This window comes from Pseudalkalibacillus sp. NRS-1564, from assembly GCF_050467905.1.
Lineage (GTDB): Bacteria > Bacillota > Bacilli > Bacillales > Guptibacillaceae > Guptibacillus > Guptibacillus hwajinpoensis_B.
This window is the reverse complement of the sequence record NZ_JBITPM010000051.1, coordinates 1-24,049: the sequence shown is the minus strand read 5'-3', so window position 1 is coordinate 24,049 and position 24,049 is coordinate 1. Positions and strand designations below refer to the sequence as shown.

Below are 24,049 nucleotides of genomic sequence, written 5' to 3'. Positions count from 1 at the left end.
GCTGCTCCTATTTCTTTATTATTCTTGTTCGGAAACGCCTTCTGGGTACCAAACATACGGATTTTCGCCTCGATCACGATCAGGTTGATACGTAACGGCTTCAAACCCCATTTTCTCCCAAAATTCACCTGAACCTTGTCTCGCATTTGTTTTCACTGGAACATTAAATGTTTTTGCGAAATTAACAAGAGTCGAACCATAATCTCGATTATGATACTGCGGAAGCACTTCGAGCTTCCAAAGTTCCAGGTAATCCTGTGGTGGATCGAAGTAACGATCATACTTTCCATCGATTCGATAAAGGCTCATTCTAGCTACTAGTTTGTCAGCGTAGTAGATACCATAGAATGGCGATTCACTATCGTTTTCGATGATATTATCCTGAAGATCCTCCATCATGGAAAGTTCCTGAATGCCGAACTCTTTAAATTTCTTAAACTCCTCAAGAGTTTTGTAATTGATTACAAGTGGACGAACTGTTAAGTCTACCATAGCGGCCCCCTCCGTCAAATGTGCTTATTTAATCTCTAGGATGAATAGAAGTATAAACTCCTTCTCATTTATATTATAACCGAAAACACGAAACTTTTCCTCATTTCAAAAAACAAAGTATAAAAGGAATAATTTGAATATTTATTGAAACGTGAAGCGGAATTAATGATATGATAAATGTAAGGGTTTTCAAAAACCTGGTTCATGATTGTAATGAGAGGGGCGATAGTTTGAAAAAAATCCTAATTGCAAACCGTGGCGAAATTGCTGAACGAATCATTCGAACATGCAGCAGACTAGGAATAGAGACGGTTGCTGTTTATTCTAGCGCTGACAAAGATCTTCCATACGTAAACCAAGCAACAACGGCTCATCACATTGGAGATCCACCAGCAGCTAAATCCTACTTAAATCAGGATGAAATTCTTCGAATCGCGCAAGAAGAGAAGGTGGATGCTGTACATCCCGGATATGGCTTCTTGTCTGAGAACGCCTCTTTTGTAAGAAAGATTGAAGAGAGAGGGATAACCTTTATCGGACCATCTGCTGATGTGGTTGAGGCAATGGGTGATAAAATCACTGCGAGAAAAACAATGCAAGAAGCAGGGGTACCGGTCGTTCCGGGCAGTGGTGAAATTGAGGATGTGACAGAAGCGATCGCATTTGCAAATGAAATCAACTATCCGATCATGTTAAAAGCAGCTGCAGGCGGAGGCGGGATTGGCATGCAGCGCTGTGAAAATGATCAAGAGCTAGAAAAAGCATTCGTATCAAGTCAGAACCGTGCTAAAGCCTATTTTGGCAATGGAGCGATGTTCGTCGAAAAATTCATTGACGATGCGCGCCATATCGAAGTGCAAATTGTGGGAGATGACAATAACAATATCGTTCATCTGTTTGAAAGAGATTGCTCGATACAGAGGCGTAATCAGAAGGTGCTTGAAGAAACGCCATCACCTTTTTTGTCTGAAAAGACTCGTGTTCAAATAGGAGAAGCCGCTTTATTAGCTGCTAAGCATGTTCATTATACAAATGCTGGGACAGTTGAATTTGTGATGGATCAGAATGAAAACTTTTATTTTCTAGAAATGAACACCAGGTTACAAGTAGAGCATCCGATCACGGAAGAAACTGTTGGAGTAGATTTAGTTGAATGGCAGCTCCTTGTTGCACAAGGTAAAGACTTACCTTTGAAGCAAGAAGATATTGTGCCAACTGGTCATAGTATTGAATTTAGGCTATATGCAGAAGACCCAACATCGTTTATGCCATCACCTGGCAAAATTGAAACGCTAATGTTTCCTGAAATAGAAGGGGTTCGGATTGATGCAGGCTACGAAAGTGGTTCAAGCGTTTCCCCGTTCTATGATCCGATGATTGCCAAAATTATTGTGTCAGGCGCTACTCGTAAAGAAGCGATCGACAAAGGAGAGGCTTTCTTTAAGGAATTCTCATTAACTGGGATCAAGCATAATGGTCCGTTGTTTACCCAATTACTAGGTGAGCGTCATTTTCAAGAGGGGAATTATTCGACGTCTTATTTAGCTCGTCATCTTATTAAAAAATAATCAATTAGAAAAGGAATGATGAAAATGCAAGAAATAAAAGCATCAATGGCTGGAACGGTATTAAACGTAATGGTAGGAGAAGGAGATTCAATTATAGCAGGACAGGAGCTTGTGATGCTTGAATCGATGAAGATGGAAATTCCAATTGAAGGTGTAGAGGAAGGAACGGTCACAGAGGTGAAAGTAAGCGTTGGTGATTTTGTTAACGAAGGTGATGTTCTCGTTACCGTTAAGTAAGGAAGCTAGCTGAACGAGCGCTCGATCTAATCAAAAACAAAGGAGGATTCAAAATGAATCATCTTGAAGAACTTTTAGCCACTAAAGCTACAGAAGTAGAAGGTGGTGGATCTGACAAATACCATCAAAAGCTAAAGCAATCGAATAAGCTTTTTGTGCGTGACAGACTTAAGCTTCTATTTGATAGCGGTGAATACACAGAAGATGGTAAATTCGCGAACAATTATGCAAAAGATCTTCCTGCAGATGGGGTTGTCACCGCGATTGGCAAAGTGAACGGAGAAAAGGTTTGTGTGATGGCCAATGATTCTACGGTTAAGGCAGGATCTTGGGGTGCGAGAACGGTTGAGAAGATTATTCGCATTCAAGAAACAGCAATGAGCTTGAAGGTACCTCTTTTGTATTTGGTCGATTCAGCCGGAGCTAGAATTACAGATCAGCTTGAAATGTTTCCAAATCGACGTGGGGCTGGAAGGATTTTTCATAATCAAGTGAAAATGTCTGGAATGGTACCACAAGTTTGCTTGCTGTTTGGACCTTCAGCCGCCGGTGGCGCATACATACCAGCTTTCTGTGATATTGTCATTATGGTCGATAAAAACGCGTCGATGTATCTTGGTTCACCTAGGATGGCTGAAAAAGTAATAGGTGAAAAAGTAACGTTAGAACAAATGGGTGGTGCACGAATGCACTGCAGTACAAGCGGGTGCGGTGACGTTCTTGCTGCAAACGAGGAGGAAGCGATTGAACTTGGAAGGAACTACCTTAGTTATTTTCCGGGGAATTTCCATAAGCGCACACCTCATCTAGAAGGTAAGCTACCTTCGCTTGAAAAGTCGATCAGTGATATCGTACCTGAAAATCAAAATGCGCCGTTTAACATGTATGACTTAATTGAGGCACTCGTGGATAGTGAAAGCTTTTTTGAAATGAAGAAGCTCTTTGCGCCAGAGTTGATTACTGGTTTTGCTCGAATAGATGGACGAGTAGTTGGATTGATTGCCAATCAACCAAAGGTTAAAGGCGGCGTTCTTTTCGTTGATTCTGCAGATAAGGGTGCGAAATTTATTCAGCTCTGCGATGCCTATCATATTCCTCTCGTGTTTCTTGCGGACGTTCCTGGATTTATGATTGGAACGAAAGTTGAAAGTGCTGGGATTATTCGCCACGGCGCTAAATTGATTGCGGCAATGAGCTCGGCTACGGTACCAAAGATCTCGGTAGTCGTGAGGAAAGCTTATGGAGCGGGGTTGTATGCGATGGCAGGCCCTGCATTTGAACCTGATTGCTGCATAGCTCTTCCGACTGCACAAATTGCCGTAATGGGACCTGAAGCTGCAGTCAATGCTGTTTATGCTAATAAGATAAATGCGATTGAGGATCCTAAGGAACGTATGGAATACGTCAAAGAGAAGCATCAGGAGTATAAAGAACACATTGATATTTACAAACTTGCTTCTGAATTGATTGTGGATGACATAGTTCCCGGAAGTGAGCTGCGTGAAGTTTTAGTGGATCGATTAAGCTACTATGAATCAAAAGAAGTGGCAGCGCCAGATAAGAAACACCCTGTTTATCCTGTATAAAAGCCATAAAATCCCTTAACTTAACTGTTAAGGGATTTTTTACTCATCATTGACGAGAACCTGTGCTAAACTTTAAGAAGAATATCATGTGTTAGACAAGAGGGTGACTTGAAAGTTGAATATTACGGTTATCGGAGCTGGATCAATCGGTTTACTGTTAGCATCAAAATTTGCGATGGAAGAGCGCGTCGTTACAGTCGTATGTCATCGAATAGAACAAGCTGATCAGCTCAATCGAGGGATTACATATAAGCAAGGAGAAAATATACGCGTAGCGCATGTGCGATCCACGCATCTTCTGGCGGGGGACGAATCGGATTTACTCGTTGTTGCAGTGAAATCAAATCAAGTTCCCTCTGTTATAAAGATGATTCAAAAGGTATACCGGGATAACCATTTACCAGATATCCTTTTTGTACAAAACGGCATGGGGCACCTTTCTCATTTATCATTGCTACAGCATAATATTCTAGTTGGAGTTATTGAGCATGGCGCAAAGAAGGTAGATGAGAGAACGGTCGAACACACAGGAAGCGGCGTTATAAGAGTGAGTGCATTTAGTGGCCTTCCTAATCCGCTTGCAAACCTCTCAACTAGGGATTTTCCGATTTATTATGAAAGTGACTGGTACCAGATGCTTGCAAAAAAACTTATTGTGAACTGTGCGATTAATCCTCTCAGCGGAATTTATCACGTAACAAATGGAGAGTTGCTCCAAAATCCAAGGTTTTATAGTGTGATGCGAGAATTAGTTAAGGAGACCTGTCGCGTACTTCAATTAGAGTATGAAGATGCTTGGAATGATACGCAGCTTATATGCAGGCGAACAAGCTCGAATACGTCATCTATGCTTGCGGACTTAAAGGCGGGAAGAGTGACAGAGATCGATGCGATCACAGGCTTTATTCTTAAAGAAGCTGAATTAAATGGCCAATACGTTCCTTATTCCAGGTTTGTCTATGACAGTGTGAAGGGTCTTGAGATGTTAAATAGATAGAGAAAGGAGTCTCATGAAATGGAAAACCTCTTATCATGGATTGTAGCAACGGCCGTAACCATTCCGCTGCTTGCCTGGTACCTGGTCTATATTATTACGGTAAAAACGACGCGGAAGAAAAAGTTCTCCTTTCGTCTTGCGGTAGATGTTTCAACGATTTTTTTTATCTTAAGCGTTCACTTTATTCTCGTTGAATTACTTGGTCAATCATTTCTTTGGGTCATTTTACTAATGATTATTGGGGCGGCTGGTGCATTTACCGTGCTTCATTGGAAAATGAAAGATGATGTCGAGATTCACAAAGTGATAAAAGGTGCGTGGCGTTTTAATTTTCTATTGTTTTCTACAGGGTATATTGTTTTAGTGCTTATTGGGTTAGTTCACCGAATTCTATCGGTCTAACTTATAAGCTTTTTTTTTGGTAGCAATGAGGAAGTTTGATATACTAACAAAGGATTAAATAGGCGGAGTTCCGCATTTGTGTCAAGAAAGGAAGAAATATAAATGAAACTCAAAGAAACATTCCTTCCAGGATCAAATGTCATTGCGACAGATTACATTGCTGAGAAAAAAGGAATCTCAGCTTTTTTTGACTATACATATCAGCATGATTCCTCATATGAAAAGCGATACGAAGAGTTAATGGAACGTCATCAAGATCGTGCGAATTTAACGGAACACTTGATGGAGTTTAATGAGCAATTTGAAGCAGAAGGACCGGCGCTTGCAAATATCGAGCGTTTACAACAGCCAGAAGCGGTAACTGTTGTTGCAGGGCAACAGGCTGGGGTGTTAACTGGTCCCCTTTATACGATCAATAAAGCGATATCGGTCATTAAATTAGCAGCAGAGAAAGAACGAAAGCTAGGTGTACCTGTTATACCTATCTTTTGGGTAGCTGGAGAAGATCATGATTATCATGAAGTCAATCATATTTATTCGTATGATGAAGGGCGAGAGCGCAAAGAGGCAGTGCCTCAAAAGCAAATGACAAAGCAGGCATTGTCTGATATATCGCTTGATCATGATGCGATTAACTCTTGGACGCGTGACATGCTCAAACGATTTGGCGAAACCTCTTATACGAAAGAGATTCAAGGGTTTCTAGAACGTGTAACTGAGAAATCTAATACGTACGTTGATCATTTTTGTTACATCATGACAAAGCTTTTTTCAAAGCATGGACTTGTGCTCGTAGATTCAGGTAACCGAGATTTTCGCCGTCTACAGACTGACGCGTTTAAACAAATGATTCATCAAAATGAAACAATCAATGAAGGTGTTTTAACCCAGGCGGCTCATCTTCGTGAAGAGAATTATCCAATTGGTGTCGATCTTGATGACCTACAAGCAAATTTATTCGTAAAGGTAAACGGCGAACGGATATTACTAGAACGAATAAACGGAAGATTTGAGGGGAAAACCGCTTCCGTTTCCTACTCAAAAGAAGAGCTGCTTGAATTAGCGGAACATCAGCCGGAAGATTTAAGTAACAATGTTGTGACGCGACCGATCATGCAAGATTTAATGTTTCCTGTGCTAGGTTTTGTGGCTGGACCAGGTGAACTTGCTTACTGGGCTTTACTGAAGCCAGCCTTTCATACTTTCGGAATAAAAATGCCTGTCATCGTGCCGCGACTGACATTTACGTTTGTAGAGCGACATATTCAAAAGTATGTCGATGATCTCTCTTTATCAGATGATGAAATCCTAAAGTCAGGGATTGATCACTCGAAAGAATCCTACGTGCGTCATTTAGATGATGTAGGGATCGGGGCTGCATTTAAAGATGCTAAGTTGAAAGTGGACGACATTCATCAAAATCTTCGCGAATTAACAGAATCCGTTGATCATGGACTTAATCGCTTTGCTGAAAAAAATGGCCAATTTCTTCAAAGACAGCTTGATCTTCTTCAGCAAAAACTTTATCAATCACTCGAGTATCAGCATGAAAATACGCTGGATAAATTCGATGAAGTAGGCTTTGCGTTAAAACCTAACGGGGCGCCTCAAGAGCGGAAGTGGAACGCAGTCTATTATTTAAATTGGCATGGTTTGGATTTTGTGGATCAAGTGATGGAACTTGAGCTTCCGTTTAATGATAAGCATAAGGTGATTTATCTTTAAGGGATAGAAGGAAAGCTGCCGGAGGATTCTGGCAGCTTTTTTGATTTGGCCAATATAACCTCTGTATGGCATGATTTCAAGCGGGTGACAGGCACCCGCGGAATGGCGAGTACCCTTTTTGTTTGAAAACCAAATATTTTTAAATAAAAATCCCGCTGAACAGCAGGATTTTTGTTTTGTGGTACGAATTATTTTTTTAGTGGTGAAAAGTGGGGAGTTGTGGTAACTTAGAGGTAGAAAGTGGGAGAGGTGGAGGAAGCCATGTTTATGGGGGAATATCAGCATACTGTTGATGAAAAAGGCAGAATGATCATTCCCGCTAAGTTTCGTGAAGAACTTGGTGAAACCTTCGTCCTCACTCGCGGGTTAGATAAATGCATCTTCGGCTACCCAATGACAGAATGGGAAGTTCTTGAAGAGAAGATGAAGACACTCCCTTTTACAAAGAAAGATGCTCGTGCTTTTACCCGATTCTTTTTCTCGGGTGCAACTGAATGCCAACTGGATAAACAGGGCAGGGTAAATATTGCCGGAACATTACGCCAGTATGCAGGGCTTGAGAAAGAATGCGTTGTGATTGGTGTTTCAAATCGATTAGAAATTTGGGACAAAGCCGTTTGGGAAGAGTACTTCAATGCATCAGAAGAGTCTTTCTCTGAAATCGCGGAAAGTATGATGGATTTCGATTTGTAGAAGGTCAATATGGAATGAAGGTTAAGGTGTAGCTATGTTTGAACACATTACAGTATTAAAAGAAGAAGCAGTGAACGCACTAAATATTAAAGAAGATGGCATTTATGTTGACTGTACGCTTGGCGGCGGCGGTCATTCAAAAGCAATCCTGGATAAGCTTACCACAGGACACCTCTATGCTTTTGATCAGGATCAATGGGCAATAGATAACGCCAAAACAACACTTGCAGGCTATGAGGACAAGCTGACAGTTATTGAACGAAACTTTAGCTTCATCAAAGAAGCTCTCTCTGAACTTGGTGTTGATGGCGTTGATGGCATTTTATTCGACCTTGGTGTTTCCTCTCCGCAGCTTGATAAAGGTGAGCGGGTGTTTAGTTATCAGCATGATGCTCAGCTCGATATGAGAATGGACCAATCTTCCAGTTTATCGGCGTATGAAGTGGTGAATGAATGGCAGTATGAGCGCCTCGTCTCGATTTTTTTCAAATTTGGTGAAGAAAAGTTTTCAAAACAAATCGCTCGCAAAATTGAAAAAGCAAGAGACTTAAAACCGATTGAAACCACATTTGAACTCGTTGATATTATTAAGGACGCTATTCCAGCACCTGCGAGAAGGAAGGGAGGGCATCCCGCTAAAAGGATTTTTCAGGCTATTCGAATAGCAGTGAATGATGAGCTTAAAGTATTTGAAGAGGCTCTTAAAGATGGGATGTCTATTTTGAACTCTGGTGGCAGAATGAGTGTGATCACGTTCCATTCTCTTGAAGATCGTATTTGCAAAACGACTATGAAGGAAGCGGCTTCTGGTCCAGAACTTCCGCCTGGAATGCCGATTATTCCAGATGCCTACCAGCCTGATATTAAACTTGTAACAAGAAAGCCGATTCTTCCGTCAGAAGAAGAACAAGAAGCAAACAGACGCGCACGATCCGCAAAGCTTCGTGTAGCAGAGAAAGTGTAAAGATAAAAATATAAAGAGGTGCAAGGGGGAAAATGATGAGTAACCTGGCGTATAAGTATCAGCAGCAGCAAACGCAAAAAAAACAAGTTGAAACAAAACAGCAAGCTGTCCATGTGGAACGTGGACGAATCACTAAAGGAGAGAAGTTGCTCTGGATGATGCTTGTACTAACGTTCGTGGCGGCGTCGATCTTTATGGTTTCTAACTACGCTAAGATTTATAATTTGAATACTGGACTGCAGCAAGCGGAAGCAGACCAACGTGCTCAAGTGAAACAGAATGAAGAGCTTCAGGTTAAAGTGACAGAATTAAGTGCGCCTGGTCGAATTGTGAACATTGCCGAAGAAAAATTAGGCATGGAACTGAATGATCAAAATGTAGAAGTGATCAACAAAGGATCATAATTTCGGAGGTTTGCACTGTCATGAAAGAAACAAACAAGAACTCACATATTAATGTTGGAGCAGCGATTTTAATGTCACTATTTGTCCTGCTCTTTTTTGCTTTTATTGGACGGTTTTTCTACATCGAGTGGACACAGGCGGTATCAGGTTCAGACGGTGAAAAAGTGGACTTAATGGAGCTTGGAAAAGATAAGTGGACTAGAAGCAAAATCCTCGAAGCGGATCGCGGTACGATCTTTGACCGAACAGGTGAGAATGCTCTAGCTACCGATATTCCTTCCTTTACGCTAAGAGCGATTTTGGATAAAGAATATGAGGACCATGTAGAAGACATCGATAAAACAGCTGCTGCGCTTGCACCTATTATCGAGATGGAAGAATCTGATGTAAAAGAAATTTTATCAAGAGACGATCCTTTTCAAGTAGAATTTGGTGCATCGGGTAAAGATTTAAGCTTAACTCAAAAAGAAAAAATAGAAGAAATGGATTTACCAGGAGTTGGATTCATCCCAACGAAAACAAGACTCTATCCGAACGAAGAGTTTGCTTCACATCTTCTTGGTTTTACAAATGAAAACGAAGATGGCGTGCAGGAAGGTCTACTAGGATTAGAAAAGAAATTGAATAAATATCTCGTGCCGCAGGAAGGGAAAGAAACGTATCAAAGTGATCGTGAAGGATTCAGACTTCCTTATGGTAACGAGAATATCACCCCTTCCAAAAGTGGAAACGATGTTTATTTAACAATTGATCAAAAAATCCAAGTGTTAATGGAAAATGCTTTGAACGAGGCACAGGAGAAATTCAACCCTGAACGAATGACGGCGATTGTTGCAGATCCAGATACAGGTAAAATCCTAGCGATGGGCAATCGTCCAACGTTTGATCCAAACTTAAGAAACGTTTCTAATTACACGAATATGGCTCTTACGGCATTTGAGCCAGGTTCGACTATGAAAATTTTCACTGTGGCATCAGCCATTGAAGAAGGTGTATACAATGGAGACGAGCTCTTCCAGTCAGGTCAATATTCAGTGCCTGGTGGTCGAGTGAGTGATCATAATGGTGGTGAAGGATGGGGTGCAATTAGTTTTGATGAAGGTATTCGACAATCCTCTAACGTTGCAGCTTCTATCCTTGTTAAAGAAAAGCTAGGCTATGAGAAGTATAAGGGTTACTTAACTAAATTCGGATTGGATTCGAAAACAGGTATTGATCTCCCAGGGGAGTCTTCTTCAAGAATTACTTATGGCGGAGAGCTTGAACGAATTACGACTGGATTTGGACAAGGATCTACGATAACGCCAATCCAGCAAGTACAAGCTATAACTGCAATAGCTAACGGCGGTAAGATGATGAAGCCATATGTCATAGAAAAAATAGTTGATCCTGAATCAAACGAAGTGAAGCTGAATCACGAACCTGAAGTAGCTGGAGAACCTATTTCTAAAGACACTGCTAAACAAACGCGAGATCTTTTACGTACGGTAGTGACGGATGGCACAGGTACCCCATATAACATTGAAGGTTACGAGATTGCTGGTAAAACCGGTACAGCTCAAATTTCACAAGGTTCAAAGGGCTATATGAGTGGATATGGAAATAACATCTTTTCGTTTATAGGTATGGCACCTGCAGATGATCCGGAATTAGTAGTCTATGTTGCTGTTGACCGCCCACAGCTTGAATATCCTGAACTTGGAAGTGACCCTGTTTCTCTTATCTTTAACACGGTTATGAAAAATAGTCTTCAATATTTAAATATTGATCCGATGGAAAAGAAAGAAGAAACGTCCGAAGAAAGCTCAAAGAAAGAGAGCGGTCAGGTATTAACAGAAGTGACGGGCATGAATGCAGACGAAGCGAAGAAAGAACTTGAAGCGAAAGGCTTATCGGTTACAGTACTTGGTGATGGAGAAGTCACAGGTCAATCTCCTCATGCAGGTACGAAAATACTCGATAATGAACGAATTATTTTGCGGGCAGAAGGTAGTGCGAAAATGCCTGATATTACTGGGTGGTCTCTAGCTGACGTTATGAAGTTAGTCGAGCTAATGGACCTTAAACCGAACGTCATGGGAGCTGGATATGTTACGAAGCAAGGGATTAACAAAGGAAGTAATATCAAAAAAGACGACTATCTAGTCGTTGAGCTGAAGTCTCCTTCTTCTGAAGAAGAACCAGAACAAACGGAAGCTGAGGAAGATGCGGAGCCAATTACAGACTAGCAGGTCTATCTAAACCGTGTTGAACATATAGTGGAACGAGCATAATCAGGGAGGATGAGTTTATGCGCGTTTCCACTGTTACTGTTCGAAGGAGACTTGTGATGGCGCTTGTCATCGGTCTATTTGTATTTGCGGTTGTCGTCGTGAGGCTTGGTTATGTGCAGCTTGTGATGGGAAATTGGCTAAGTGAGAAAGCGAAAGATTCTTGGAGTCGAAATATTCCGTTCGAACCGAGTCGAGGCGAAATCTTGGATCGTAACGGAGTGCCTCTTGCAACGAATATTAGTGCCCCTTCTGTACTAATCGTTCCAAGACAGCTTCAAAATCCTGCGGCTACTGCTGAAGCTCTTGCTGCTTCCCTTAATACGAGTAAAGAAAAGGTTTATGAAACGATCACCCAGAATCAATCAATGGTTTGGATTCGTCCTGAAGGTAAGAAAATGTCGAATGAAAAGGCAAATGAAATTCGGAAATTGAATCTTTCAGGTGTTTACATTGCTGAAGATAACAAACGTCACTATCCAAACGGCGACTTTCTAGCTCACGTGCTAGGGTTCAGTGGTATTGATAATCAAGGTTTGACAGGTATTGAGCTCTATTATGATGAAGAGTTAAGCGGTGAAAAAGGACAGGTTGAGTATTATGCAGATGCGAAAGGTAAGCGGATGCCTTCTCTTGCAGATGATTATACAGAACCTGTAGATGGGCTCGATCTACGCTTAACAATTGATTCAAAAATCCAGACAATTATGGAACGAGAGTTGGATATTGCGGAAGCTACCTACCATCCGGATGGAGCGGCAGCCATTGCTATGGATCCCAATACAGGTGAGATTCTCGGGATGACTTCAAGGCCGGATTTTAATCCAGAAGAATTTCAGCAAGTCTCTCCTGACGTCTGGAATCAAAATAAGCCTGTATGGAGTACGTATGAACCAGGATCAACATTTAAGATTATTACGCTAGCTGCTGCTCTTGAGGAAGGGGAAGTTGATCTTGAGAAAGATCATTTTCACGACCCTGGAAGCATTGAAGTGGCTGGAACAAAATTAAGATGTTGGAAAGCTGGAGGTCATGGAAGCCAAACGTTTTTAGAAGGTGTGCAAAATTCCTGTAACCCTGGTTTCGTTCTTCTCGGGGAACGTCTGGGCAAAGAAAAGCTCTTTTCATATATTGATAAATTCGGCTTCGGTGACAAAACCGGCATTGACCTACAAGGTGAAGCAAGTGGAATATTATTTGATGTTGATAATGTCGGTCCACTAGAGCTTGCAACAACCGCCTTTGGTCAGGGTGTATCCGTTACGCCTATTCAGCAGGTGACAGCTGTCTCGGCTGCTGTGAACGGAGGGACCCTCTATGAACCATACATTGCAAAAGAATGGCTAGATCCTGAGACGGGAGCAGTTGTAAGTAAAAACTCGCCAACTGCGAAAAGACAAGTCATTTCAAAAGAAACATCAGAAGAAGTAAGGCATGCGCTTGAGACGGTCGTTGCGCTTGGAACTGGAAAAAACGCTTATGTAGATGGCTATAGGGTAGGTGGAAAGACAGGAACGGCTCAAAAAGCGAAAGACGGCGCTTATTTAAAAAATAATCATATCGTCTCTTTTATTGGTTTTGCTCCGGCGGATGATCCTCAAATTGTTGTCTATGTGGCGATTGATAATCCGAAAGATACGCTCCAATTTGGTGGAATCGTAGCCGCTCCAATTGTAGGTAATATTATCCAGGATAGTTTGACGGTTATGGGTGTGGAAAAAAGGGAAGACCAAATTGAGAAAGAAAAGACATGGCAGGATGAAGAGATGATTGAAATGCCGGATTTAGTAGGTTTATCTACTGAAGATATTCATAAAGCAATGTATAATTTGAAAATTGATTCAAGTGGTGAAGGGGATATCGTTGTGGCTCAGGCCCCTGAACCTGGAGTGAAATTACCGGCTGGGTCAGAAATTCGACTTTATATGGGTGACAAATAAGCGACCGGTGAGTACAATAAGTAGTGAACAAGCCAAGGCGTATGCTCTTGGCTTGTTTTCTGAAAATATGTCAGCGAACTAGAAAGGTTTGAAAGAGATGAAATTACAAGAACTTCTCCATGCATTACTTACATATAAGCAAGTTGGAAAAGGGAACCCGGAAATAGCAACGATTGAAAGTGATAGTCGAGCAGTTGAAGCTAATAGTTTATTCGTTTGTATCCCTGGTTACACAGTGGATGGACATGATTTTGCTGAGCAGGCTGTACAACAGGGAGCAGTTGCACTTATATCTGAAAAGGAGCTAGACGTTTCTGTTCCAGTTATTATTGTTAGAGATGCTCATCGTGCGCTTGCAGAGCTAGCTAATTATTTCTATCATAATCCAACGAAATCATTTTCTTTAATTGGTGTAACTGGAACGAATGGCAAAACGACCGTCTCTCATTTAATTGAGCAGATTCATCGTAATGAACAGCAAACGACAGGATTAATCGGCACTATTAATATGAAAATAGCAGATGAAGAATTCGAGACGAAAAACACCACACCTGAACCATTGCTACTTCAAAAGCAATTTGCCAAAATGCAGGAAAGCAATGTTCAAACGGCTGTTATGGAAGTTTCTTCTCACGCGTTAACATTAGGTCGCGTTAGAGGCTGTGATTATGATGTAGCGGTCTTTACAAATTTAACTCAAGATCATCTTGATTATCATGGAACAATGGAGGAATATCGTCAGGCAAAAGGTCTTCTTTTTTCACAGTTAGGTAATACATATGATACAGGGAGAAAAAAGGTAGCCGTTTTAAATGCGGATGATCAAGCGAGTGAGCAATATGAACAAATGACTTCAGCGCACATTTTAAAATATGGGATTGATAATAACGCTGATATTATGGCTAATAACATCTCGTTTTCCGCTAACGGGACAAGTTTCCACCTCGTTACTCCTGAAGAAGAACGAGATGTGAAACTAATGTTAACAGGCAAGTTCAGCGTCTACAATGCGCTTGCAGCTATTGCAGCTTGTCTTTCAAATGGATTATCACTTGATCGTATTTTAGAGAGTCTTGAACAAATTGCAGGTGTTCCAGGACGGTTCGAACTTGTTGATGAAGGACAAGAATTTCCCGTTATCGTTGACTATGCGCATACACCGGATAGCCTTGAGAATGTGCTGTTAACGGTTAAAGAGATGTCAAAAGGGAATGTATTTGCTGTTGTTGGCTGCGGGGGAGATCGAGATCGTACGAAACGACCGCTCATGGCAAAGATTGCGACAGAATTAGCAGATACAGCGGTTCTTACTTCAGATAACCCGAGGAGTGAAGATCCTGAACAGATATTAGATGATATGGTGGAAGGTGTAAGTGGACATTATATCCGCATTACAGATAGAGCAGAAGCTATTCATCATGCTGTTACTCACGCTGTGGAAGGCGATGTTGTCCTTATTGCAGGTAAAGGACATGAAACTTATCAAATCATCGGGGATCAAGTGCTCGATTTTGATGATCGACAAATAGCACGTCAGGCAATAAAGGAGCGGAAGAGATGAACTTTTCATCTAAATTACTAAACAATATTAGTCAGGGACCAGTTGAACATGAACTGGTCTTTGAAGGTGTGGCGACGGATACGAGGAAAGACTGTACAAACAAATTATTTATTCCGATCGTTGGCGAAGTATTCGATGGTCATCGTTTCATTGATGCAGCCATTGCTAATGGGGCAACAGGAACGCTTTGGGATAAAAATAAGCCATTTCCTCAAGATCTTGTTGGGAAGATAAACGTTTACGAAGTTGACGACACAACCGTTGGATTTCAGGAGCTTGCGAAGCAAGTTCTTAGAGAACAAAATCCATATGTTATCGGTGTAACCGGCAGTAATGGGAAAACAACAGCGAAAGATATGCTTGAAGCGGTTCTCAGCCCTAAATATAAAACGTATAAAACACAGGGCAACTTGAATAATCATTGGGGACTCCCGATGACAGTTCTTGCTATGCCTGAAGAAACAGACGTATTGATTCTTGAAATGGGGATGAGCGGAGCAGGTGAGATTTCCCTTCTTACCCAGATCGCTACACCGGATGTGGCGATCATTACGAACATTGGAGAGTCTCATTTACTTCAACTTGGCAGTCGAGAAAATATCGCCAAAGCGAAAATGGAAATAGCAGAGGGACTTAAGTCAAATGGTCATCTCGTGATTGATGGAGATGAGCCTCTTCTTGCTCCACTTCAGAAGAACGCGATTTCTTGCGGATACGATGAAACAAATGATCTTCAAGTTGATCAAGTAGTAAAGCTGGATAATGGGTATTCGTTTACGTTACTAAATGAAAAAGAGCCGTTCGAAATTGCATTATTAGGTAAACATAATATTAAGAACGCGCTCTACAGCATTGCTGCAGGAAGAAAACTTGGAATGACAGATGACCAAATTCGAAAAGCACTATCTTCCTTAACCCTTACTGGGATGAGACTTGAGAAGTTTAGGAGTTCAACCGGTGCATTAATTATTAATGATGCCTATAATGCCAGCCCAACATCCATGAAAGCTGCGGTTGAAACCCTTGCAGAATTGGAAGGATTTCATAAAAAAATCGCCATTCTTGGTGATATGTATGAGTTAGGTGATCGAGAAGAATCTCTCCACCGTAACATAGCAACGGCGATTCAACCGTCTATTACGGAAGTGATTACAGTTGGAGAAAAAGCAAAGTGGATTTATGATGGGATCGTGGAAGATGAAGCACAGCAAGTGCCTGCTGTTTCCTTTGACAATAAAGAAGATGCCGCATCATATCTATCGGGCCAACTTGATGATAAAACAGCCGTTTTGTTAAAAGCTTCAAGAGGGCTAGGGCTCGAAACCATCGTAAAGGCATTAGAGAATGAATCTTAAGGAGGCAGTACAGTGATTGAAAGATTATTAATTTTTAGCTTATTAACATCATTTATTATTGCGGTGCTAGTATCGCCCGTATTTATTCCATATTTAAGAAGGCTTAAATTTGGACAGAGCATCAGAGAAGAAGGACCTAAGTCACACCAAAAGAAATCTGGGACTCCGACAATGGGCGGACTGATCATTATTGTGTCTATTATTCTCGGTACTATTATTATCGCTCTTAAATATGATGAAATTTCAACCCAAATTTGGCTGCTTTTATTTGTAACAGTTGGATATGGACTGATTGGCTTTTTGGATGATTTTATTAAAGTCGTGAAAAAGCGTAACCTTGGATTAACATCAAAACAAAAACTATTAGGTCAGCTCCTAATTGCGATCCTTGTTTATTTTGGATTAAGAACCGTTGGATTTGATACAGCGATTCATGTTCCAGGGACAGAGTGGAGCTTTGACATTGGCATTGGATATGTCATCTTACTTTTTGTCATGCTAGTTGGCGCGTCAAACGCTGTCAATCTGACAGATGGACTGGACGGGCTTGTAGCAGGAACGTCAGCTATTGCCTTCGGTGCATTTGCCATTCTTGCGGCGTCAGTATACATGTATGATGTGGCTATTTTCTCCGTCAGTGTCGTTGGCGCAGTACTAGGATTTCTTGTTTTTAATGCTCACCCTGCGAAAGTATTTATGGGTGATACTGGATCACTTGCGCTTGGGGGAGCTCTTGCAGCTGTTGCCATTATGACGAAGCTTGAGCTTCTTCTCGTCATTATTGGTGGGGTGTTTGTCATTGAAACCCTATCCGTTATTATTCAGGTAACTTCATTTAAAACGACAGGTAAACGTGTGTTTAAGATGAGTCCTCTTCATCACCACTATGAGCTTTCTGGTTGGACGGAATGGCGTGTTGTCGCTACATTTTGGACAGTTGGTTTACTATGTGCAACGTTTGGAATCTATCTTGAGGTGTGGATGTAATGAAAAAAGTAAATTATGAAAATAAGTCTGTTCTTGTTTTAGGAATAGCGAAAAGTGGATTTGCGGCAGCGAAGCTCCTACGATCTCTTGGCGCTAACGTAAAGGTGAATGATCGCGAAGAAGTGAAAAACAATCCTAAAGCAATGGAACTTCAAGAATTAGGGTTCACCGTTGTAGGCGGTGGGCATCCTCTTGAACTTCTAGATGGCGTCGATTTAATTGTGAAGAATCCCGGGATTCCTTATGAAAATCCACTTTTAGCAGAAGCTCAAAAGAGAGAGATTCCAATTGTGACAGAAGTTGAAATCGCAGGTGAAATATCAGAAGCTCCGTTTGTTGCCATAACAGGTTCGAATGGGAAAACAACGACAACTACTCTGATTGGACAATTATTAAGAGATACAGAGTCTAATCCGATTGTGGCAGGCAATATTGGAACAGTTGTATGTGAGGTAGCTGCGGAAGCTACCCCTAATCAAACGCTTGTGACGGAGCTCTCTAGTTTTCAACTTCAAGGAACAATGAACTTCCATCCTCATATTTCAGTACTTCTAAATATTTATGAGGCACATCTTGATTATCATGGAACTAAAGAGGCTTATGCCGCAGCTAAAGCTCGTTTGTTCCAAAATCAAACCGAAGAAGATTTTGCTGTTTATAATGCTGACGATGAACTTGTCACTGGTTTTGCTGAGGATTCTAATGCTTCACTCGTTCCTTTTTCAGCCACAAAAAAACTAGATTCAGGCGTATGTATTGATGAAGAGTGGATCGTGTTTAAAGAGGAAAAAGTGATTAAGATTGAAGATCTATCAATGAAGCAGAACGTGGAAAATACGCTTGCTGCTATAGCTGTAGCGAAGTTGTCAGGTGTTTCAAATGAAAAGATCCATCAAGAACTAACAAACTTTCACGGTGTGAAACATCGTCTACAGTTCGTAGGAGAAGTTAACGAACGAAAATTTTACAATGATTCTAAAGCAACGAATTCGATTGCTACAAAAAAGCACTTGATTCCTTCAAGAAGCCCGTGATTCTTCTCGCTGGAGGTCTTGATCGTGGGAACGGGTTTGACGATTTAATTCCGTATTTCCAAACAAAAGTGAAGCACTTAATTACGTTTGGTCAGACTGCCTCTAAATTAGAAAAAACAGCTTCATCAGCAGGACTGGATTCTGTGACAGTTGTCGATAATGTAGAGGAAGCTGTTACAACAGCTTATAATCTTTCCGAAGCGGAGGATGTCGTTCTTCTATCACCAGCTTGTGCAAGCTGGGATCAATTCAAAACGTTTGAAGAACGTGGAGACATCTTTATTGAGGCAATGCATAGACTCTAATGAGAGGTTGTCTTGCTTATCCGGTGAGTTCGGTTAGGTAAAATCGACAAAACGGAGTGTGGGTCTATTGCCGAAAACAAAATCAACGCCAGACCTGGTCTTTTTAACTGCAACACTAGTGCTGTTAGCAATTGGATTAATCATGGTTTACAGTGCCAGCGCTGTATGGGCCTCTTATAAATTTGACGATGCATTTTTCTTTGCAAAAAGACAGCTTCTTTTTGCGGGGGTAGGTGTTGTGGCCATGTTCTTCGTGATGAACGTTGAGTATTGGACATGGCGCACCTGGTCAAAAGTAGGCGTGCTCATCTGCTTCATTCTACTTGTTCTAGTCCTGATCCCAGGAGTTGGACTTGTTCGAGGGGGAGCGAGAAGCTGGCTTGGTGTTGGTGCGTTTTCAATCCAACCATCTGAATTTACAAAACTTGCAATGATTGCTTTTCTTGCTAAATATTTATCCGAAAATCAAAAACGCATTACGTCATTCAAAAAAGGACTAGTGCCGTCGCTTGGTATTGTGTTCATAGCTTTCGGTATGATTATGCTCCAACCGGATCTTGGAACTGGAGCGGTTATGGTTGGTACGTGCGTTGTAATGATTTTTATCTCGGGGGCAAGAATAGCCCACTTTGTTTGGCTTGGTATGCTTGGTTTAGCCGGCTTTGCCGTCCTGATTTTATCAGCGCCCTATCGGATTGCGCGAATCACCTCCTACCTTGATCCGTGGAGTGACCCACTCGGTAGTGGTTTTCAAATCATTCAATCGCTGTATGCCATTGGCCCGGGTGGCCTGATGGGGCTTGGGCTCGGCCAAAGTAGACAGAAATTTTATTATTTACCTGAACCGCAAACAGACTTTATCTTTGCAATTTTATCTGAAGAACTCGGATTTATCGGTGGAAGCTTTGTGATTCTATTATTTTCGCTTCTTCTGTGGCGAGGGATTCGAATTGCACTAAGAGCGCCTGATTTGTTTGGTAGTCTTCTTGCTGTTGGTATCATCGGCATGCTTGCGATTCAAGTAATGATCAATATTGGCGTTGTAACTGGCTTAATGCCTGTAACCGGGATTACCCTTCCTTTCCTTAGCTACGGGGGCTCTTCCTTAACGCTCATGCTTGTAGCAATGGGAGTGTTACTCAATATCAGTCGATACGCAAAATTTTAAGCAGATTATGGAAGGGCGCTCACCAGTGAGCGCTCTTTTTCTATAATTTTCATGATTGATTCAAATTACGAGGGAACCCTTTTCATTTACCTATTTATTATATCGCTTTGTTAGCTTATACTAGTGATTCTTAAGTATTGGCTCATTCTATTTGTCAGCACAGAGCTGAAATAAACAATGTAAAGTAATATAGCTTATTATTAAGAACAATTCTCTGGGATGAATTTCCTTCTAGAGGCTAATAACACCTTAACTTATGCTATAATGATTGAAATGAGGACAAACAGCTGGGTCATGCCGTTCGGTTGCCATGATAAGCGTTAGTAACATCGTAAGTATAGACAGAAGTTCATTTACCGGAGACGGAGGCAAGACAATGGAAGATCGCAAAGTTGTAACAATTGAAGATCGGATTCCCACGTTGAAAGCACAGCGTAAGCAGCGCGCTAACAGAAGATTAATCGTCTATTTATCAATCTTCTTCTTTCTCATTTTGCTGATCATTTACTTCCAATCTTCCTTAAGTCACATTCGGAACGTTGAGGTTTCTGGCAATAATTATGTTTCAGAAAAAGAAATTATTAAGTTAAGTGAGCTTAATAATAGCGTGAGTTTTTGGAATTTAAATGCTAAAAATGTAGAAGAAAAGGTAGAAAAATCAAAAGAAATTAAAGAAGTAACTGTGACTAGACAGTTTCCTGCAACTGCTAAAGTGGATGTTGTGGAGAATGCTCGAGTCGCGTATTTAAAAAAGGGAAGTGAATATTTCCCGATTTTGCAATCAGGTGCTATTCTTGATGCACTCCCTAAAGGTGAAACGCCAGTGAGCGCTCCTATTTTGATGCAATGGAACGAAAGTACAGAGCTATCAGAAATGGCAGGCGAGCTCAGGAAAGTAGAATTAAGTATTATTAATCGTATTTCTGAGATTCATTATACGCCGAATGGGGATAAAGCTTTTAACTTAACTCTCTATATGACAGACGGATATGAAGTGAAAACAAGCATTAGCGATTTTTCTGAGAAGGTGAATAGCTACCCGTTAATAGTTGAGAAGCTTAAAGATAAAGCCAAAGGTATTCTTTATCTAAATGAAGGTAGTTGGCTTGAGCCTTATGAGGACGTTTCAACTGAAGAAGAGGAAAAGAAAGAGTCTTGACGATAAAATGCATAGATAATCCCTGTTCTAATGGACAGGGAATGCTCTTTGTTCACGAAGGTTTATGAGCAGGGCAATTTATGTTTAATAACTCATTTTCATGTAAAAATGAAAGAAAACAGCAAAATTCTTTCCAATCACGAAAACAGTGACTTTTCTACTGCTTTCACATGGTGTAGACTAATACTTATGCACTGCTTTGTACATCTCTTCATTAAAAAAGAAATGAACCGAAGAGAGTAGGGGAGTGTTACCCAAAAAAATAAGAGGAAATCTCGTATAAAAGAAGGGAAATAAACGGATTTGTGGAATAGAGTCCTTATATCACATTCTTCCCGGGACTTCATGAAGCGAGCCTCGAGGAAGTTTAATTCAAGAGATTATTGTGTATATAAAGGTGTTGGACATTTTTTCAACCCTATTATAGAGAAACTATTAATACCTGAACATGGTAGCATTTTGAAGGAGGTGCCAGGAGAATGAACAGCAATGAGATTTATGTGAGTCTAGACATCGGTACATCCAATGTGAAAGTAATCATTGGCCAGATGACGAACGATTCTTTAAATATTCTTGGAGTCGGCAGCGCGCCTTCTGATGGAATTCGTAAGGGATCGATTGTGGATATAGATGAAACTGTTCGTTCAATTAAGCAGGCAGTAGAAAACGCAGAAAGAATGGTAGGTTTATCGGTTCGTTCTGTGATTGTGGGGATTAACGGCAATCACGTACAGTTACAACCCTGTCATGGGGTAGTGGCTGTATCGAGTGAGGATCGTGAAATTCATGATGAAGATATTGCTAGAGTAATTGACGCAGCACAGGTTGTTTCTATCCCTCCTGAGCGAGAAATTATTGATGTGATTCCAGGACAGTTCGTAGTTGATGGACTGGACGGCATTACAGATCCACGTGGAATGATTGGTGTTCGCCTTGAAATGGAAGGAACAATCATTACAGGTTCAAAAACAGTATTACATAATTTACTAAGATGCGTTGAAAAAGCGGGTCTTGAAATTGCTGATATTTGTCTACAACCGCTAGCGTGTGGGTCAATGGCTTTATCAAAAGATGAGCGTAATTTAGGTGTAGCACTAGTTAACATGGGCGCTGGATCTACTACGATTTCTATCTTTGAAGAAGGCTCACTGAAAGCCACTTCTGTACTTCAAATCGGTGGCGATCACGTAACCAAAGATATTTCGATTGGTCTTAGAACAACGACTGAAGAAGCTGAGCGAATTAAGATTAAGCACGGCAATGCTTTCGTTGATCTTGCTTCAGAAGAGGAAGCTTTCACAGTATCGACAATAGGAAGTTCGGCTGAACAAGAATTTAATCAGTACGAATTGGCTCATATTATAGAACCTCGGATCGAAGAGATGTTAGAATTGATAGAAGACGAAATTAAGCGAATGGGAATTCGTGAATTGCCGGGCGGATTTGTTCTAACCGGTGGTATGGTCGGAATGGACGGAGTTCTTGAACTTGCTCGTGAAATTCTGCAGCACAATGTACGTGTTGCGGTCCCTGACTATATCGGCGTACGCGAACCGCAATACACAACTGGCATTGGTCTTATCCAGTTCACGTATAAAAACGTGAAGATTCAGGGGAAAGAAGTGGCAGCATCACTCAACCCTGAAGAAGAAGTGAAGCCCAAGCGTAGAACAAAAGCCGAACCTCAACCAGGTGAGAAATCTTCTTCACCAGGTATGAAAGAGAAAGTGAAGAATTTCTTTAATCTATTTGTTGAATAAAGGGCTATTACAAGATTAGGAGGACCTGAGATGTTAGAGTTTGATATGAATATGGAACAATTAGCACAGATAAAAGTAATCGGTGTCGGCGGAGGCGGAAGCAACGCTGTCAATCGTATGATCGAGAATGGTGTCCAAGGTGTTGAATTTATTGCTGTTAACACGGATGCACAGGCATTGAACCTTGCTAAAGCAGAAGTTAAAATGCAAATTGGTGGTAAATTAACAAGAGGTCTTGGTGCAGGAGCTAATCCGGAAATCGGAAAGAAAGCTGCTGAAGAAAGCAAAGAACAGATTCAGGAAGCGCTTAGCGGTGCTGATATGGTATTCGTTACCGCAGGAATGGGTGGCGGAACTGGAACAGGTGCTGCACCTGTCATTGCTGAAATTGCCAAAGAACTTGGTGCACTAACAGTAGGAGTTGTCACACGTCCATTTACCTTTGAAGGTAAGAAGCGTTCGACACAAGCCGTTACTGGGATTGCTATGCTTAAGGAAAAAGTCGATACGTTAATTGTTATCCCGAACGATCGTCTACTAGAAATCGTTGATAAAAACACTCCAATGCTTGAAGCGTTCCGTGAAGCGGATAACGTTCTTCGTCAAGGTGTTCAAGGGATATCAGATCTTATTGCAGTACCGGGTCTTATTAACCTTGACTTCGCAGATGTTAAAACCATTATGACTGAACGTGGTTCTGCATTAATGGGAATTGGTATTGCGACAGGGGAAAATCGCGCTTCTGAGGCTGCCAAAAAAGCTATTTCCAGCCCACTTCTTGAGACATCTATTGATGGTGCAAAAGGTGTGCTTATGAACATTACGGGCGGATCTAATTTGAGCCTGTACGAAGTAAATGAAGCAGCTGACATTGTTTCATCAGCTTCTGATGAGAATGTGAACATGATTTTCGGTTCTGTAATTAACGAAGATTTAAAGGACGAAATTCTTGTTACAGTGATCGCTACTGGCTTTGACGAGAACGAAAATAAGAAGAAGACGGTTCCACGTCCTTCTGCACAATCGAAGCAAAGCGCTCCGATACAACAGCAGAAGCATGAAGAGGAAGAAGTTCAGCCGGAGCCATCTAAATTCGGTACAAGAACGGAAGAGTCTAACGATACGCTAGATATCCCTACGTTCCTTCGTAACCGCAAACGTAATAGAAGATAACTCAGAAAACCAGCTCTTTTTAGAGCTGGTTTTTTTATTTGAGAAATTTCAGTTAGTCGTTTATTTAATCTCTTCATTTCTTCTCTCTCCAGCGCTTGTCGGACCTGGTCGACCACTTCCGCTTTTTGTGTAATCCAGCTCCAGTGGTCAGGTCCTCGAGGCGCTTCACCGTTCGCTTAGAACACAAAGGGCGTGTTCCAATCGAAAGGCTCCAGCGCTTGTCGGAGCTAGTCGACCACTTCCGCTTTTTGTAATCCAGCTCCAGTGGT

Annotated in this window: 19 protein-coding genes and 1 pseudogene; 19 read left to right on the top strand and 1 reads right to left on the bottom strand. The window is 41.3% G+C overall.

What is annotated here, in order from left to right; all coding sequences use genetic code 11:
- Positions 1 to 18: 18 nt before the first annotated feature.
- A complete protein-coding gene (locus ACIFPW_RS21695; RefSeq protein ID WP_194221327.1) occupies positions 19 to 492 on the bottom strand; it encodes an N-acetyltransferase in 474 nt (157 codons plus the stop codon).
- Positions 493 to 722: 230 nt separating this feature from the next.
- Here ACIFPW_RS21695 and ACIFPW_RS21690 point away from each other — a divergent pair, with 230 nt between their 5' ends.
- From ACIFPW_RS21690 to ftsZ, 19 genes and pseudogenes are all read left to right on the top strand, one after another.
- A complete protein-coding gene (locus ACIFPW_RS21690; protein ID WP_430247117.1) occupies positions 723 to 2,060 on the top strand; it encodes an acetyl-CoA carboxylase biotin carboxylase subunit in 1,338 nt (445 codons plus the stop codon).
- 24 nt (positions 2,061 to 2,084) lie between these two features.
- On the top strand, positions 2,085 to 2,297 hold the full coding sequence (locus tag ACIFPW_RS21685) for a biotin/lipoyl-containing protein (protein ID WP_430247116.1): 213 nt from the start codon (positions 2,085 to 2,087) through the stop codon (positions 2,295 to 2,297).
- A 53-nt stretch (positions 2,298 to 2,350) separates the two neighbouring features.
- On the top strand, positions 2,351 to 3,883 hold the full coding sequence (locus tag ACIFPW_RS21680; protein ID WP_430247115.1) for an acyl-CoA carboxylase subunit beta: 1,533 nt from the start codon (positions 2,351 to 2,353) through the stop codon (positions 3,881 to 3,883).
- Positions 3,884 to 3,998: 115 nt separating this feature from the next.
- Positions 3,999 to 4,880: a 2-dehydropantoate 2-reductase gene (locus tag ACIFPW_RS21675; protein ID WP_430247114.1), complete on the top strand. Its 882-nt coding sequence runs from the start codon at positions 3,999 to 4,001 to the stop codon at positions 4,878 to 4,880.
- Positions 4,881 to 4,898: 18 nt separating this feature from the next.
- Entirely contained in the window at positions 4,899 to 5,282 is a 384-nt protein-coding gene (locus ACIFPW_RS21670; RefSeq protein WP_194221332.1) for a DUF3397 domain-containing protein, read from the top strand.
- A gap of 102 nt (positions 5,283 to 5,384) precedes the next feature.
- Positions 5,385 to 7,007, top strand: coding sequence for a bacillithiol biosynthesis cysteine-adding enzyme BshC (bshC, locus tag ACIFPW_RS21665; protein WP_430247113.1), 1,623 nt, complete (start codon positions 5,385 to 5,387; stop codon positions 7,005 to 7,007).
- Positions 7,008 to 7,268: 261 nt separating this feature from the next.
- Positions 7,269 to 7,700, top strand: coding sequence for a division/cell wall cluster transcriptional repressor MraZ (gene mraZ, locus ACIFPW_RS21660; RefSeq protein WP_194222283.1), 432 nt, complete (start codon positions 7,269 to 7,271; stop codon positions 7,698 to 7,700).
- Positions 7,701 to 7,734: 34 nt separating this feature from the next.
- On the top strand, positions 7,735 to 8,664 hold the full coding sequence (gene rsmH / locus ACIFPW_RS21655) for a 16S rRNA (cytosine(1402)-N(4))-methyltransferase RsmH (protein WP_430247112.1): 930 nt from the start codon (positions 7,735 to 7,737) through the stop codon (positions 8,662 to 8,664).
- A gap of 35 nt (positions 8,665 to 8,699) precedes the next feature.
- Entirely contained in the window at positions 8,700 to 9,068 is a 369-nt protein-coding gene (gene ftsL, locus ACIFPW_RS21650) for a cell division protein FtsL (protein ID WP_404682299.1), read from the top strand.
- Between the two features lie 20 nt (positions 9,069 to 9,088).
- Positions 9,089 to 11,296 carry a penicillin-binding protein gene (locus tag ACIFPW_RS21645; RefSeq protein WP_430247111.1) on the top strand — a complete coding sequence of 736 codons (2,208 nt, stop codon included), beginning with the start codon at positions 9,089 to 9,091 and terminating at the stop codon, positions 11,294 to 11,296.
- 62 nt (positions 11,297 to 11,358) lie between these two features.
- A complete protein-coding gene (locus ACIFPW_RS21640) occupies positions 11,359 to 13,278 on the top strand; it encodes a stage V sporulation protein D (protein WP_430247110.1) in 1,920 nt (639 codons plus the stop codon).
- A 97-nt stretch (positions 13,279 to 13,375) separates the two neighbouring features.
- Positions 13,376 to 14,839 carry a UDP-N-acetylmuramoyl-L-alanyl-D-glutamate--2,6-diaminopimelate ligase gene (locus ACIFPW_RS21635; protein WP_430247109.1) on the top strand — a complete coding sequence of 488 codons (1,464 nt, stop codon included), beginning with the start codon at positions 13,376 to 13,378 and terminating at the stop codon, positions 14,837 to 14,839.
- Positions 14,836 to 16,194, top strand: coding sequence for a UDP-N-acetylmuramoyl-tripeptide--D-alanyl-D-alanine ligase (locus ACIFPW_RS21630; protein ID WP_430247108.1), 1,359 nt, complete (start codon positions 14,836 to 14,838; stop codon positions 16,192 to 16,194). The genes ACIFPW_RS21635 and ACIFPW_RS21630 overlap by 4 nt, the downstream gene beginning before the upstream one ends.
- A gap of 12 nt (positions 16,195 to 16,206) precedes the next feature.
- Positions 16,207 to 17,181, top strand: a complete 975-nt coding sequence (mraY, locus tag ACIFPW_RS21625; protein WP_430247107.1) for a phospho-N-acetylmuramoyl-pentapeptide-transferase — start codon at positions 16,207 to 16,209, stop codon at positions 17,179 to 17,181.
- Positions 17,181 to 18,520: pseudogene (gene murD / locus ACIFPW_RS21620) on the top strand (UDP-N-acetylmuramoyl-L-alanine--D-glutamate ligase). The gene mraY and the pseudogene murD overlap by 1 nt, the downstream one beginning before the upstream one ends.
- Before the next feature lie 67 nt (positions 18,521 to 18,587).
- On the top strand, positions 18,588 to 19,688 hold the full coding sequence (gene spoVE / locus ACIFPW_RS21615; protein WP_194221342.1) for a stage V sporulation protein E: 1,101 nt from the start codon (positions 18,588 to 18,590) through the stop codon (positions 19,686 to 19,688).
- A 376-nt stretch (positions 19,689 to 20,064) separates the two neighbouring features.
- Positions 20,065 to 20,847 carry a cell division protein FtsQ/DivIB gene (locus tag ACIFPW_RS21610; protein WP_226612765.1) on the top strand — a complete coding sequence of 261 codons (783 nt, stop codon included), beginning with the start codon at positions 20,065 to 20,067 and terminating at the stop codon, positions 20,845 to 20,847.
- A 479-nt stretch (positions 20,848 to 21,326) separates the two neighbouring features.
- Positions 21,327 to 22,607 carry a cell division protein FtsA gene (gene ftsA / locus ACIFPW_RS21605; protein WP_194221344.1) on the top strand — a complete coding sequence of 427 codons (1,281 nt, stop codon included), beginning with the start codon at positions 21,327 to 21,329 and terminating at the stop codon, positions 22,605 to 22,607.
- Between the two features lie 30 nt (positions 22,608 to 22,637).
- A complete protein-coding gene (gene ftsZ / locus ACIFPW_RS21600; protein ID WP_194221345.1) occupies positions 22,638 to 23,780 on the top strand; it encodes a cell division protein FtsZ in 1,143 nt (380 codons plus the stop codon).
- Positions 23,781 to 24,049: the final 269 nt, after the last annotated feature.

Bases quoted from the DNA above. Each gene is read 5' to 3' on its own strand.
- ftsL (WP_404682299.1), top strand. From the start codon at position 8,700: ATGAGTAACCTGGCGTATAAGTATCAGCAGCAGCAAACGCAAAAAAAA.
- mraZ (WP_194222283.1), top strand. From the start codon at position 7,269: ATGTTTATGGGGGAATATCAGCATACTGTTGATGAAAAAGGCAGAATG.
- bshC (WP_430247113.1), top strand. From the start codon at position 5,385: ATGAAACTCAAAGAAACATTCCTTCCAGGATCAAATGTCATTGCGACA.
- ACIFPW_RS21670 (WP_194221332.1), top strand. From the start codon at position 4,899: ATGGAAAACCTCTTATCATGGATTGTAGCAACGGCCGTAACCATTCCG.
- ACIFPW_RS21610 (WP_226612765.1), top strand. From the start codon at position 20,065: ATGGAAGATCGCAAAGTTGTAACAATTGAAGATCGGATTCCCACGTTG.
- ACIFPW_RS21685 (WP_430247116.1), top strand. From the start codon at position 2,085: ATGCAAGAAATAAAAGCATCAATGGCTGGAACGGTATTAAACGTAATG.
- ACIFPW_RS21645 (WP_430247111.1), top strand. From the start codon at position 9,089: ATGAAAGAAACAAACAAGAACTCACATATTAATGTTGGAGCAGCGATT.
- ACIFPW_RS21635 (WP_430247109.1), top strand. From the start codon at position 13,376: ATGAAATTACAAGAACTTCTCCATGCATTACTTACATATAAGCAAGTT.
- ACIFPW_RS21680 (WP_430247115.1), top strand. From the start codon at position 2,351: ATGAATCATCTTGAAGAACTTTTAGCCACTAAAGCTACAGAAGTAGAA.
- ACIFPW_RS21630 (WP_430247108.1), top strand. From the start codon at position 14,836: ATGAACTTTTCATCTAAATTACTAAACAATATTAGTCAGGGACCAGTT.
- ACIFPW_RS21640 (WP_430247110.1), top strand. From the start codon at position 11,359: ATGCGCGTTTCCACTGTTACTGTTCGAAGGAGACTTGTGATGGCGCTT.
- ftsA (WP_194221344.1), top strand. From the start codon at position 21,327: ATGAACAGCAATGAGATTTATGTGAGTCTAGACATCGGTACATCCAAT.
- ftsZ (WP_194221345.1), top strand. From the start codon at position 22,638: ATGTTAGAGTTTGATATGAATATGGAACAATTAGCACAGATAAAAGTA.
- rsmH (WP_430247112.1), top strand. From the start codon at position 7,735: ATGTTTGAACACATTACAGTATTAAAAGAAGAAGCAGTGAACGCACTA.
- ACIFPW_RS21695 (WP_194221327.1), bottom strand. From the start codon at position 492: ATGGTAGACTTAACAGTTCGTCCACTTGTAATCAATTACAAAACTCTT.